This window comes from Quisquiliibacterium transsilvanicum (genome assembly GCF_014202215.1).
Lineage (GTDB): Bacteria > Pseudomonadota > Gammaproteobacteria > Burkholderiales > Burkholderiaceae_E > Quisquiliibacterium > Quisquiliibacterium transsilvanicum.
In genome coordinates, this window is the sequence record NZ_JACHGB010000002.1 from 327,589 (window position 1) to 339,644 (window position 12,056).

The window sequence follows — 12,056 nt, forward strand, 5'->3', positions numbered from 1 at the left end:
GACCAATAATGAAGTAGACACTTCATAAAACGTTTCGTACGTCCGTAGTACATCCTTCGAACTTCACTTCATCAGCCCGCGGCCCGGTCCACAGCGGCCTGCTCGCCGCCCGCCCGCCAGAGGACCCCAACGATGAACTTCCGGATCGCCGCGGCGGCGCTGTTCGCCAGCCTCGCGTTTTGCACCTCCGCCGCCGCCCAGGGCACGCTGCGCATCGGCGAGCTCAACAGCTACAAGGCCCAGCCGGCCTTCCTCGAGCCCTACCGCCAGGGCTGGCAGCTCGCGCTCGAGGAGATCAACGCGGCCGGCGGCCTGCTCGGCCGCAGGGTCGAGGTGATCTCGCGCGACGACAACGCCAATCCGGGCGACGCGGTCCGCGTCGCCGAGGAACTGGTTTCCCGCGAGCGCGCGTCACTGATCTTCGGCACTTTCCTGTCCAACACGGGCCTGGCGGTCACCGACTTCGCCCGCCAGCGCAAGGTGCTGTTCCTCGCCGCAGAGCCGCTCACCGACAAGATCACCTGGCAGAACGGCAATCGCTACACCTTCAGGCTGCGGCCCTCCACCTACATGCAGGTGGCGATGCTGGTGCCCGAGGCCGCCAAGCTGCGCAAGAAGCGCTGGGCGATCGTCTATCCCAACTACGAATACGGCCAGTCCGCCGCGGAAACCTTCCGCAAGATGCTCAAGGCGGCACAGCCGGACGTCGAGTTCGTCGCCGAGCAGGCGCCGGCGCTCGGGCGCATCGACGCCGGCCCGGTCGTGCAGGCGCTCGCCGACGCGAAGCCGGATGCCATCTTCAACGTGCTGTTCGCGGCGGACCTCGCCAAATTCGTCCGCGAGGGCAATACCCGCGGGCTCTTCAGGGATCGCGCCGTGGTCTCGCTGCTGTCGGGCGAGCCGGAGTACCTCGATCCGCTGCGCGACGAGGCGCCGATCGGCTGGCTGGTCACCGGCTATCCCTGGTACTCGATCGACACGCCTGCGCACGCGAAGTTCCTCGAGGCCTACCAGCGCCGCTGGAAGGAGTACCCGCGGCTCGGCTCGGTGGTGGGCTATTCGTCGATGATGTCGATCGCCGCCGCGGTGCGCCGGGCGGGCAGCGTCGACACCGAGAAGCTGGTCGAGGCCTTCCGCGGTGTGGAGGTTGACACGCCCTTCGGCCGCGTGTCCTACCGGGCCTCGGATCACCAGGCCACCATGGGCGCCTTCGTCGGCCGTACCGCACTGAGCGAGGGCCGCGGGGTGATGACCGGATTCCGCTACGTCGACGGCGCAAGCGTGCTGCCCCCGGACGCGGAGGTGCTCAAGCTGCGCCCGCAGCAGTGATCTCCGGGCTCGTCTCACAGCTGCTCAACGGCCTCGCAGGGGCCTCCACGCTGTTCCTGCTGGCGGCCGGGCTTTCGCTGATCTTCGGCGTCACGCGCATCGTCAATTTCGCGCACGGCTCGATGTACATGCTCGGGCTGTATCTTGCGTACTCGCTGACCGAGCGCTTCGGCGCAGGGCCGCTGGGCTTCTGGGGCTCGGTTGCGCTGGCCGCGCTGGCGGTGGCGGCGCTGGGCGCGGCCGTCGAGATGCTGGTGCTGCGCCGCGTCTACCACGCTCCCGAGCTCTTCCAGCTGCTGGCCACCTTCGCCGTGGTGCTGCTGCTGCGCGACGCCGCCCTGGCCCTCTGGGGGCCGGAGGACCTGCTCGGACCGCGGGCGCCGGGAATGAAGGGCGCGGTGGAGATCCTCGGTCGTGCCTTCCCGGCGTACGACCTGTTCCTGATCGCGGTGGGGCCGGCGGTGCTTGGGCTGCTCTGGCTGATCCTGCACCGCACGCGGGCCGGCGTGCTGATCCGCGCTGCCACCCAGGACCGCGAAATGGTGGGCGCGCTGGGCGTGAACCAGGCCTGGCTGTTCACCGGCATCTTCGCGCTGGGCTCGGGGCTGGCCGCGCTGGGCGGCGCGCTGCAGCTGCCGCGAGAACCTGCGAACCTCGCGATCGACCTTGCCGTGATCGGCGAGGCTTTCGTCGTCGTGGTGGTCGGCGGCATGGGCAGCATCACCGGCGCCTACCTGGCCGCGCTGCTCATCGCCACCGTCAAGGCGCTCTGCTACGGCATCGGCACGGTCACGCTGTTCGGCGTCACGGTGGCGTTCTCCAAGCTCACCCTGGTCGTCGAGTTCCTGGTGATGGCGGCGGTGCTGGTCTGGCGCCCATGGGGGCTGCTTGGGCGAGCGCAGGCGGTGGCGCGCGGCCCCGGCGCCGTCGAGCCGCCGCTGCGCCCGATGGGCCGCGCCGCCGGCCGCTGGGTGTGGGGCCTGCTGCTGGTGCTTGCACTGGTGCCGCTGGGCGCCGAGCGCTTCCCCTACGCCACCGTGCTGCTGGTGGACATGCTGATCGCAGCGCTGTTCGCTGCGAGCCTCCACTTCATCATGGGTCCGGGCGGAATGCACTCGTTCGGGCACGCCGCCTACTTCGGGCTCGGCGCCTACGGCGCGGGGCTGCTGCTGTTGCGGTGGCAGCTGCCGATGGAGCTCGCGCTGGCGCTCGGCCCGCTGCTGGCGCTGGGCGGCGCCGCGCTGTTCGGCTGGTTCGCCGTGCGCCTGGCCGGCGTCTACCTCGCGATGCTGACGCTGGCCTTCGCGCAGATCGTCTGGTCGGTGGCCTTCCAGTGGGACGACTTCACCGGCGGCAGCAACGGGCTGATCGGCATCTGGCCCTCGGAGCGTCTCGGCTCGCGCGCCGCCTGGTACTGGCTGACGCTGGCGCTGGCGGCCGCCGGGGTGTGGGCGCTGCGGCGCATGCTGTTCTCGCCGTTCGGCTACGCGATGCGCGCCGCGCGCGATGCGCCGCTGCGCGCCGAGGCCACCGGAATCGACGTGGCGCGGGTGCAGTGGGTGGCCTTCATGGTGGCCGGCCTCTTCTGCGGGCTCGCCGGCGCGCTGTTCGCGTTCGCCAAGGGTTCCATCTCGCCCGAGGCGATCTCCGTCGGCCGCTCGATCGACGGCCTGGTCATGGTGCTGCTGGGCGGCGTGCAGACCCTCGCCGGACCGGTGGTCGGCGCATCGGTGTTCGTCTGGCTGCAGGACTGGGTGATGCGGGCCACCGAGTACTGGCGCGCGCTGCTCGGAGCGCTGGTGCTGCTGCTGGTGATTGCCTTCCCGCAGGGCATCGTCGGCGGGCTGCTGGCGCTCGGCGCGCGGCTGCGCGATCGCGTGAGCCCGATCCAGGGGAGCCGCACGTGAGCCGCGCCCGGGGTGCGGCGCCCGCGCCGGTGGGGGACGCCGGGCCGGTGATGGAAGCCGGGTCGGTGGGCGCAGCCGAGCGCACAGCCGAGCGGACGGGCGACGCCGCGCCGCTGCTGAGCGTACAGGATCTGAGCAAGGCCTTCGGCGGCGTGCAGGCGGTCGACGGCGTCGGCTTCGAGCTGCGCGCCGGCGAGCTGCTCGCGCTGATCGGCCCCAACGGCGCGGGCAAGTCCACCTGCTTCAACATGATCAACGGCCAGCTGGCGCCGGACCGGGGCCGCATCCTGCTCGCCGGCGTCGACATCGCCGGGCGCAGGCCGCGCGAGATCTGGCGGCTGGGCGTGGGCCGCACCTTCCAGGTGGCAGCCACCTACGGCTCGATGACCGTGCTCGAGAACGTGCAGATGGCGCTGATCTCGCGCGAGCGAGGGCTGTTCTCGTTCTGGCGGCGCGCGGCCGCGTGCCACCGGGACGAGGCGATGGCGCTGCTCGATCAGGTGGGGCTGGCGCAGCGTGCCAACGAGCCCTGCGGCACCCTGGCCTATGGCGACCTCAAGACCGTCGAGCTGGCAGTGGCGCTGGCCAACCGGCCCCGGCTGCTGCTGATGGACGAGCCCACTGCGGGAATGGCTCCCGGCGAGCGCGGCGCGCTGATGGAGCTCACTCGCAGCCTGTCCGTCGAGCGCGGCATCGGGGTCCTGTTCACCGAGCACAGCATGGACGTGGTCTTCGCGCACGCGGACCGCGTGATCGTGCTGGCGCGGGGACGGCTGATCGCCGAGGGGCCGCCGCAGCTCATTCGCGAGGATCCGGCAGTCGCCGAGGTCTACTTCGGCAGCGGCAGGCTGCTCGGTCTGCGGCGCGACGCCCATGCCTGACCCCCGCGTTTCCGTGCCGCTCTCCGCCGCAGCGCCGCCCCTGCTCCAGGTGCAGGGCCTGCACGCCTTCTACGGCCGCGCCCAGGTGCTGTTCGACCTCGGCCTCGAGGTCGGCCGCGGCGAGGTGGTTGCGCTGATGGGGCGCAACGGCGCCGGCAAGTCGACCACGATGAAGGCGATCATGGGGCTGCTCGAGCGCAGCCGGGGCAGCGTGCGGCTCGACGGCCGCGAGCTGCTCGGTCTCGATCCCTTCCGCATCAGCCGGCTCGGCGTCGGCTGGGTGCCCGAGGACCGGCGCATCTTCACCGACCTCACGGTGCTGGAGAACCTCGAGGTGGGGCGCAGGCCGCCGCGCGAGGATGCGCCCGAATGGACGGTGGCGAAGATCTTCGACCTGTTCCCGAACCTGCGCGAGATGCCCGATCGGCCGGGCGGACGCATGAGTGGCGGCGAGCAGCAGATGCTCAGCGTGGCGCGCACGCTGATGGGCAACCCGCGGCTGGTGCTGCTCGACGAACCCTCCGAGGGGGTCGCCCCGCTGATCGTCGAGCAGATGGCCGACGTGATCGGAGCGCTGAAGCAGGAGGGGCTCTCGGTGCTGCTCTCCGAACAGAACCTGCCGTTTGCCGCCGCGGTTTCGGATCGCGCCTATGTCCTCGAGAAGGGGCAGGTGCGCTTCGCCGGGAGCATGGCCATGCTCGACGCGGACGAGGACGTCCGCGGCCGCTACCTGGCGCTCTGATGGCGACCAGAGTCCGCGACGCCGAGGCCACCCGCGCGCGCATCCTGGAAGCGGCGGTGAGCGAGTTCGCCCGCTACGGCCTGGCGGGCGCGCGCGGCGAGCGCATCGCGCAGCGGGCCCGCTCCAGCGAGCGCATGGTCTACTACTACTTCGGCAGCAAGGAGGGGCTCTATCGTGAGGCCCTCGAGCATGTCTACGTGTCGCTGCGGCAGGCCGAGCGCTCGCTCGACCTCGACGGTTTGGAACCGGCGGCAGCGCTGTCCGTCTTCTGCCGCTTCGTCTGGCGCTACTACCTGGAGCACCCGGAGTTCATCGGGCTGGTGAACGCGGAGAACCTGCAGCGCGCGCGCCAGCTGCACCGTTCCGCGCGCCTGCCCGAGCTGGTGTCGCCGGTGGTCGAGCTGCTGCGCGGGCTGCTCGCGCGAGGCGAGCGCAGCGGCATCTTTCGCGCTGGCATCGACGCCGCCGAGCTCTACGTCGCCATCGCAGGTCTCGGCTACTTCTACCTCTCCAACAGCTACACGCTGTCCGCGGTGCTCGGCCGCGGGCTGCGCGAGCCGGCGCGCCTCGAGGCGCACTGGCGCAGCAGCGAGGAGATGATCATGCGCTTCGTCCGTCCCGACTTCCCGGAGCGCGCGGCGGCCGGGCAGGCCTGAGGCGGGCGCATCGACGAGTTTCGGGAATGGCGCGGCCGACGATCCGCTGCGCCGGACCTGCGTGATAACGTCGAACCGGACCACCACCGCCGCACGGAGCATCGATGTACACGGGAATGCATGCGCAGCAGCGTCCGGACAAACCGGCGTTCATCATGGCCTCGACCGGCGAGACCGTCAGCTACGCGGAACTCGACGCGCGCAGCAACCGCCTCGCGCATCTGCTGCGCGCGCATGGGCTCAAGCGCCTCGACCACTACTCCATCTTCATGGAGAACAACGCCCGCTACCTCGAGACCTGCTGCGCGGGGGAGCGCTCCGGGCTGTACTACACCTGCGTCAACTCCTACCTGAAGGCCGACGAGCTCGCCTACATCCTGAACAACAGCGAGTCGAAGGCGCTGATCGCCTCGGGCGTCACCCGCGACGTGGCGCTGGAGGCCCTCAAGCAGTGTCCGAACGTGAAGCTGTGCCTGATCGTCGACGGCGCCGGCGACGACGGCCCCTTCGTCGACTACGTGCAGGCGGTGTCGAAGCTTCCGGCCACCCCGATCGCCGACGAGTCGCTCGGCACGGCGATGCTGTACTCGTCGGGCACCACCGGCCGGCCCAAGGGCATCCTGCGCCCGCTGCCGGAGAACCCGCCGTCGAGGCCGCTGCCGCTGTGGGACTTCCTCGCCAACGCCTGGCAGTGCCGCGAGGACATGATCTACCTGTCGCCCGCGCCGCTGTACCACTCGGCGCCGCAGGGCGCTGTCGGGCTCACCATCCGCAACGGCGGCACGGCGATCCTGATGGAGCGCTTCGACCCGGAGCAGTACCTCGCCCTCGTCGAGAAGCACCGGGTGACGCACAGCCAGCTCGTGCCGACGATGTTCAGCCGGATGCTCAAGCTGCCCGGGGAGGTGCGCAGCAGGTACGACCTGTCCTCGCTGCAGTTCGTGGTCCACGCCGCCGCGCCCTGCCCGGTGCAGGTGAAGGAACAGATGATCGCCTGGTGGGGCCCGGTCATCCACGAGTACTACTCGGCCACCGAAGGCCTGGGCTACACCGCCTGCAACAGCGAGGAGTGGCTGGCCCACAGGGGGACCGTGGGCCGCGTGCTGCTGGGCGACCTGCACATTCTCGACGAGGAAGGCAAGCCCTCGGCCAAGGGCGTGCCGGGCGAGATCTGGTTCAAGACCGCCAGCCCCTTCGAGTACTACAACGACGCGTCGCGCACCGCGGAGTCGCGCTCGGCCGACGGCGCGATGAGCACGGTGGGCGACGTGGGCTACGTCGACGACGACGGCTTCCTGTACCTGACCGACCGCTCCACCTTCATGATCATCTCGGGCGGGGTGAACATCTACCCGCAGGAGTGCGAGAACCTGCTGATCACGCACCCGAAGGTGGCGGACGCGGCGGTGTTCGGGGTGCCCAACGAAGACCTGGGCGAAGAGGTGAAGGCAGTGATCCAGCCGATGCCCGGCGTTGAGTCCGGGCCGGAGCTGGAGAAGGAGCTGATCGCCTTCTGCGCCGAACATCTGTCGCGCCAGAAGGTGCCGCGCTCGATCGACTTCACCGACGAGCTGCCGCGGCTGCCGACCGGCAAGCTCTACAAGAAGGGCCTGCGCGACAAGTACTGGGCAGGGCACAAAAGCCGCATCCTGTAAGCGAGCAAGGCGGGCCCGGCGCCCGTGCGCGCCGCGCCGCGGAATGCGGCGGCGCAGCATCGAAAGCGGGGGCGGGTGGGTCGAAAACCGCGGCTGGCGCATGCTATCGTCGCCGCGCAATCCACCCAACTTAACCAGGCAGGATCCGCTCAATGTACGCAGGAAAGTACGCGCAGGAACGCGCAAACGAGCCGGCCTTCATCATGGCCTCCACCGGCGAAGCGGTCAGCTACGCCGAATTCGACGCCCGCACCAACCGCCTCGCGCACCTGCTGCGCGCGCATGGGCTCAAGCGCCTCGACCACTACTCCATCTTCATGGAGAACAACGACCGCTATCTCGAGACCTGCGGGGCGGGCGAGCGTTCCGGCCTGTACTACACCTGCGTCAACTCCTACCTGAAGGCCGACGAGCTCGCCTACATCCTGAACAACAGCGAGTCGAAGGCGCTGATCACCTCGCGCTCGCGACGCGACGTGGCGCTGGAGGCCCTCAAGCACTGCCCGGACGTGAAGCTGTGCCTGATCGTCGACGGCGCCGGCGACGACGGCCCCTTCGTCGACTACGTGCAGGCGGTGTCGAAGTACCCGGGCACGCCGATCGCCGACGAGTCACTCGGCACGCCGATGCTGTACTCGTCGGGCACCACCGGCCGGCCCAAGGGCATCGTGCGCCCGCTGCCGGAGAACCCGCCGTCGGAGCCGCTGCCGCTCTTCCACTTCCTGAACAAGCTCTGGCATTACCGGGAAGGCATGACCTACCTGTCGCCGGCGCCGCTTTACCACTCGGCGCCGCAGGCCGCGGTGGGGCTGACCATCCGCAACGGCGGCACCGTGGTGATCATGGAGCACTTCGACCCCGAGGACTACCTTCGGCTGGTCGAGAAGTACAAGGTGACGCACACGCAGCTCGTGCCGACGATGTTCAGCCGCTTGCTCAAGCTGCCCGAGGACGTGCGCCGCAAGCACGACCTGTCCTCGCTGGAGATCGCGGTGCATGCCGCGGCGCCGTGCCCGGTGCAGGTCAAGGAGCAGATGATCGCCTGGTGGGGACCGATCATCCATGAATACTATGGCGCCACCGAAGGCCTGGGCTTCACCGCGTGCAACAGCGCGGAGTGGCTGGCGCACAAGGGCTCGGTCGGCCGCGTGCTGCTGGGCGACCTGCACATTCTCGACGAGGAAGGCAAGCCCTCGGCCAAGGGCGTGCCGGGCGAGATCTGGTTCAAGACCGCCAGCCCCTTCGAGTACTACAACGACGCCTCGCGCACCGCGGAGTCGCGCTCGGCCGACGGCGCGATGAGCACGGTGGGCGACGTGGGCTACGTCGACGACGACGGCTTCCTGTACCTGACCGACCGCTCCACCTTCATGATCATCTCGGGCGGGGTGAACATCTACCCGCAGGAGTGCGAGAACCTGCTGATCACGCACCCGAAGGTGGCGGACGCGGCGGTGTTCGGGGTGCCCAACGAAGACCTGGGCGAAGAGGTGAAGGCGGTGATCCAGCCGATGCCAGGGGTCGAGGCGGGGCCGGAGCTGGAGAAGGAGCTGATCGCCTTCTGCGCCGAGCATCTGTCGCGCCAGAAGGTGCCGCGCTCGATCGACTTCACCGACGAGCTGCCGCGGCTGCCGACCGGCAAGCTCTACAAGAAGGGCCTGCGCGACAAGTACTGGGCGGGGCACAAGAGCCGCATTCTCTGAGTCTTGACGCCGGGGCCGCAGCGCGCTCCGGCTGCCCGGCGCCGATGGCCGCTGCGCGGCGCCGGCGCGGTCCTTCGCGGCGCGGCCCTTCGCCGCGAGGAGCGCTCAGCGCGCGGCGAAGCGCCGCGCCGCCGCGGCGTACTCGGCGCGGGTCTGCGCCACCAGCTCCGCCACCGGCAGCACCTCGCGCACGCCGGACACCGTGTGCCCGGCGCTCCAGATGTCCTTCCAGCGCTTCGGGTTCGGCTGCTCCCGGGCCTCGACGCTGATGTCCTTGCTGATGTCGATCGAGCCGCGCACCGGCAGGTTCGCCGGATCCAGCCCGGCCGCCACGATCGACGGGCGCAGCATGTTGGTCTCCAGCCCGGTGAAGGCCCGCGTCAGCAGCACGTCGTCCAGCCGCGAGTCCACCAGCATCCCCTTGTAGGCGGGCGCCGCCATGCTCTCTTCGGTGGCGATGAAGCGCGTGCCCATGTAGGCCAGGTCGCAATCCAGCGCTCGCGCGGCGAACAGCGCATGCCCGTCGGAGATGCCGCCGGCCATCACCATCGGGCCGTCCCACAGCGCGCGCACCGCGCGGGCGAACGCGAACGGGTTGGCCCAGCCGGTCTGCCCGCCGGCGCCCGCGGTGAGCAGGATCAGCCCGTCGGCCCCCGCGGCGATCGCCTTCTCGGCATGACGCACCGAGGCCACGTCCACCAGCACCTTGCAGCCGGCGTCGTGCAGCGGGCCGATCACCGGATCGGGCGATCCCACGCTGACGATCGCCAGCTCCGCGCGATGACGGATCACCGCGGCCAGGTCGTCAGCGAGCCGCGTGTTGGAGCGGTGCACGATCAGGTTCGGCGCGAAGGGGGCCGCCCTGCGGCCGCCCGACTGCTCGAAGGCGTCGAGGTCGGCGCGGATCTCGCCCAGCCACTGATCCAGCTGCTCGACGCTGCGGCAGTTGGCGGTGGGGAAGGAGCCGATCACGCCCGCGCGGCAGGCCGCCGCGACCAGGGCCACGCCGGAAACCAGGAACATCGGCGCGGCGATCAGGGGCAGGGACAGGCGCGGGGCGAATCCGGCCAGCGGGGCGGACAGGGCGGGGTGCGGGTTCATCGGGTCTTCCGGGTCGGCGTTCGGGGGGAGGGCGGGCGAGGTTCCGGCCGCGCGCGGTGACGCAGCAGGCACGCGCGCCGGCCATGGCGCGCCGACTATAGCGCGCGCGCCGGCGGCGGTCCGCGGACTGGCCCGGCGCGCGCTGCCGGGGGCCATCCGCCCGGTTAGAATCGGAACACGATGATCATCAACTCGCTCCTCGACACCGACCTCTACAAGTTCACGATGATGCAGGTCGTGCTGCATCATTTCCCGGGCGCGCAGGTCGAGTACCGCTTCAAGTGCCGCAACGAGGGGGTGGATCTCGTCCCCTGCATCGACGAGATCCTCGACGAGATCGACCATCTCTGCACGCTGCGCTTCCGCGAGCGCGAGCTCGAATACCTGCGCAGCCTGCGTTTCATCAAGAGCGACTTCGTCGACTTCCTGGGCCTGTTCAGGATGAACAAGAAGTACGTGACCGTCGCGCCCTCGGAGAAGGGCAACGGCGAGATCGACATCCTCATCCGCGGGCCGTGGCTGCACACCATCCTGTTCGAGATCCCGCTGCTGGCGATCGTCAACGAGGTCTGGTTCCGCCGCGCGGCGCGCATCCCGGACTATGCGGAGGGACGCCGCCGGCTCGATGAGAAGATCGCGCTGGTCACCGGCAACCCGGAGCTCGCCGAGCTGCGCATCGCGGACTACGGCTCGCGCCGGCGCTTCTCGCGGCTGTGGCACGAGGAGGTGCTCCTCGAGTGCAAGAAGAAGCTCGGCGCCCACTTCTCCGGCACCTCCAACGTGCTCTACGCGATGCAGCACGGCGTGCTGCCGCTGGGCACCATGGCGCACGAATACCTGCAGGCCTGCCAGGCGCTCGGCCCGCGCCTGCGCGACTCGCAGATCTTCGGCTTCGAGATGTGGGCGCGCGAGTATCGCGGCGACCTGGGCATCGCGCTGGCCGACGTGTTCGGGATGGACGCCTTCCTGCGCGACTTCGACCTGTATTTCTGCAAGCTCTTCGACGGCGCGCGCCACGACTCCGGCGACCCCTTCGAGTGGGGCGAGCGGCTGATCGCCCACTACGAGGCCAACCGCGTCGACCCGCGCACCAAGACCCTGGTGTTCTCCGATGCGCTCACCTTCCCGCTTGCCATCGAGCTGTTCATGCGCTTTCGCGACCGCGCGAAAATCGCCTTCGGGGTCGGCACCAACCTCACCAACGACCTCGGCTACACGCCGCTGCAGATCGTGATCAAGATGGTCCGCTGCAACGGCCAGCCGGTGGCCAAGCTGTCCGACACGCCGTCCAAGAACATGTGCGACGACGAGGCCTACCTGCAGTACCTGCGGCAGGTCTTCGAGATCCGCAGCTGAGCGGCGTCCGACCGGACAGGAGACGACAGATGGACAGCTCGAGAGCCAGGGCGAACATCCTCGCAAGGATCCGCAAGGCGGGCAGCACGGGCAGCACGGGCAGCACGGGCAGCACGGGCAGCACGGCGCGGGCGCCGGCCGACCCCGCGGCGCTGCGGCCCCGGATCGCGGACGACGCGGTGGCGCACTTCGAGGCGCAGGCGCAGCGCATGTCGAGCACCACCGCCCGCGTGGCCACGCTTGCCGACGCACCCGCCGCGCTTGCCGGCTGGCTGCGCGAGAACGGCCTGCCGCTACAGGGCGTCCGCTGGGAGACCCTGGCCGACCTGAACTGGGCCGGCGCCGGCCTGGCGCTGGAGCCGCGCGCTCCACGCGACGGCGATCGCCTGGGCGTCACCGGCGTGTTCGCGGCGATCGCCGAGACCGGCACGCTGATGCTGATGTCCGGGCCGCGCACGCCGGCTTCCACCCACCTGCTGCCGGAAACCCACGTGGCCGTGGTGCCCGCCTCGCGCGTGCTGCGTCACTACGAGGACGGCTTCGCGCTGATGCGCGAGGAATTCGGCACGCCGCCGCGCGCGATGAACCTGGTGTCGGGCCCCTCGCGCACCGGCGACATCGAACAGACCATCGTGCTCGGCGCCCACGGGCCCTACCGGGTGCACCTGCTGATCGTGGAGGGGGCGTGATCGCTGCGCACGCCAGCGCGCTGGAGGGCGCGCGCCG

At 70.2% G+C, this 12,056-nt stretch carries 10 protein-coding genes; 9 read left to right on the top strand and 1 reads right to left on the bottom strand.

Annotated features, from left to right (window positions below; translation table 11 throughout):
* The first annotated feature begins 132 nt into the window (after window positions 1–132).
* From HNQ70_RS04955 to HNQ70_RS04985, 7 genes are all read left to right on the top strand, one after another.
* Complete coding sequence (locus HNQ70_RS04955) at window positions 133–1,329, top strand: ABC transporter substrate-binding protein (protein ID WP_183964862.1); 1,197 nt, start codon at window positions 133–135, stop codon at window positions 1,327–1,329.
* On the top strand, window positions 1,326–3,236 hold the full coding sequence (locus HNQ70_RS04960; RefSeq protein WP_183964864.1) for an ABC transporter permease subunit: 1,911 nt from the start codon (window positions 1,326–1,328) through the stop codon (window positions 3,234–3,236). The genes HNQ70_RS04955 and HNQ70_RS04960 overlap by 4 nt, the downstream gene beginning before the upstream one ends.
* Window positions 3,233–4,117 carry an ABC transporter ATP-binding protein gene (locus HNQ70_RS04965; RefSeq protein ID WP_343060642.1) on the top strand — a complete coding sequence of 295 codons (885 nt, stop codon included), beginning with the start codon at window positions 3,233–3,235 and terminating at the stop codon, window positions 4,115–4,117. Before HNQ70_RS04960 ends, HNQ70_RS04965 begins: the two co-directional genes overlap by 4 nt.
* Window positions 4,110–4,859, top strand: a complete 750-nt coding sequence (locus HNQ70_RS04970; protein ID WP_183964866.1) for an ABC transporter ATP-binding protein — start codon at window positions 4,110–4,112, stop codon at window positions 4,857–4,859. Before HNQ70_RS04965 ends, HNQ70_RS04970 begins: the two co-directional genes overlap by 8 nt.
* Entirely contained in the window at window positions 4,859–5,515 is a 657-nt protein-coding gene (locus HNQ70_RS04975) for a TetR family transcriptional regulator (protein ID WP_183964868.1), read from the top strand. The genes HNQ70_RS04970 and HNQ70_RS04975 overlap by 1 nt, the downstream gene beginning before the upstream one ends.
* Window positions 5,516–5,619: 104 nt before the next feature.
* Window positions 5,620–7,170 carry an AMP-binding protein gene (locus tag HNQ70_RS04980; protein ID WP_183964870.1) on the top strand — a complete coding sequence of 517 codons (1,551 nt, stop codon included), beginning with the start codon at window positions 5,620–5,622 and terminating at the stop codon, window positions 7,168–7,170.
* Between the two features lie 152 nt (window positions 7,171–7,322).
* Window positions 7,323–8,873 (top strand): AMP-binding protein, encoded by a 1,551-nt coding sequence (locus tag HNQ70_RS04985; protein WP_183964872.1) that lies wholly within the window; start codon window positions 7,323–7,325, stop codon window positions 8,871–8,873.
* A 105-nt stretch (window positions 8,874–8,978) separates the two neighbouring features.
* On the opposite strand, the gene HNQ70_RS04990 is transcribed toward HNQ70_RS04985, so the two are convergent.
* Complete coding sequence (locus HNQ70_RS04990; protein ID WP_183964874.1) at window positions 8,979–9,974, bottom strand: NAD(P)H-dependent flavin oxidoreductase; 996 nt, start codon at window positions 9,972–9,974, stop codon at window positions 8,979–8,981.
* Window positions 9,975–10,154: 180 nt separating this feature from the next.
* Here HNQ70_RS04990 and pncB point away from each other — a divergent pair, with 180 nt between their 5' ends.
* Both pncB and HNQ70_RS05000 read left to right on the top strand, forming a co-directional pair.
* Window positions 10,155–11,330 carry a nicotinate phosphoribosyltransferase gene (gene pncB, locus HNQ70_RS04995; RefSeq protein ID WP_183964876.1) on the top strand — a complete coding sequence of 392 codons (1,176 nt, stop codon included), beginning with the start codon at window positions 10,155–10,157 and terminating at the stop codon, window positions 11,328–11,330.
* A 29-nt stretch (window positions 11,331–11,359) separates the two neighbouring features.
* Window positions 11,360–12,019, top strand: coding sequence for a LutC/YkgG family protein (locus HNQ70_RS05000; RefSeq protein ID WP_183964878.1), 660 nt, complete (start codon window positions 11,360–11,362; stop codon window positions 12,017–12,019).
* Window positions 12,020–12,056 lie beyond the last annotated feature (37 nt).

What these genes read in the sequence shown, in the direction of transcription:
- HNQ70_RS04955 (WP_183964862.1), top strand. Translation starts at nt 133, where the DNA reads ATGAACTTCCGGATCGCCGCGGCGGCGCTGTTCGCCAGCCTCGCGTTT.
- HNQ70_RS04970 (WP_183964866.1), top strand. Translation starts at nt 4,110, where the DNA reads ATGCCTGACCCCCGCGTTTCCGTGCCGCTCTCCGCCGCAGCGCCGCCC.
- HNQ70_RS04975 (WP_183964868.1), top strand. Translation starts at nt 4,859, where the DNA reads ATGGCGACCAGAGTCCGCGACGCCGAGGCCACCCGCGCGCGCATCCTG.
- HNQ70_RS04980 (WP_183964870.1), top strand. Translation starts at nt 5,620, where the DNA reads ATGTACACGGGAATGCATGCGCAGCAGCGTCCGGACAAACCGGCGTTC.
- HNQ70_RS04985 (WP_183964872.1), top strand. Translation starts at nt 7,323, where the DNA reads ATGTACGCAGGAAAGTACGCGCAGGAACGCGCAAACGAGCCGGCCTTC.
- HNQ70_RS04990 (WP_183964874.1), bottom strand. Translation starts at nt 9,974, where the DNA reads ATGAACCCGCACCCCGCCCTGTCCGCCCCGCTGGCCGGATTCGCCCCG.
- pncB (WP_183964876.1), top strand. Translation starts at nt 10,155, where the DNA reads ATGATCATCAACTCGCTCCTCGACACCGACCTCTACAAGTTCACGATG.
- HNQ70_RS05000 (WP_183964878.1), top strand. Translation starts at nt 11,360, where the DNA reads ATGGACAGCTCGAGAGCCAGGGCGAACATCCTCGCAAGGATCCGCAAG.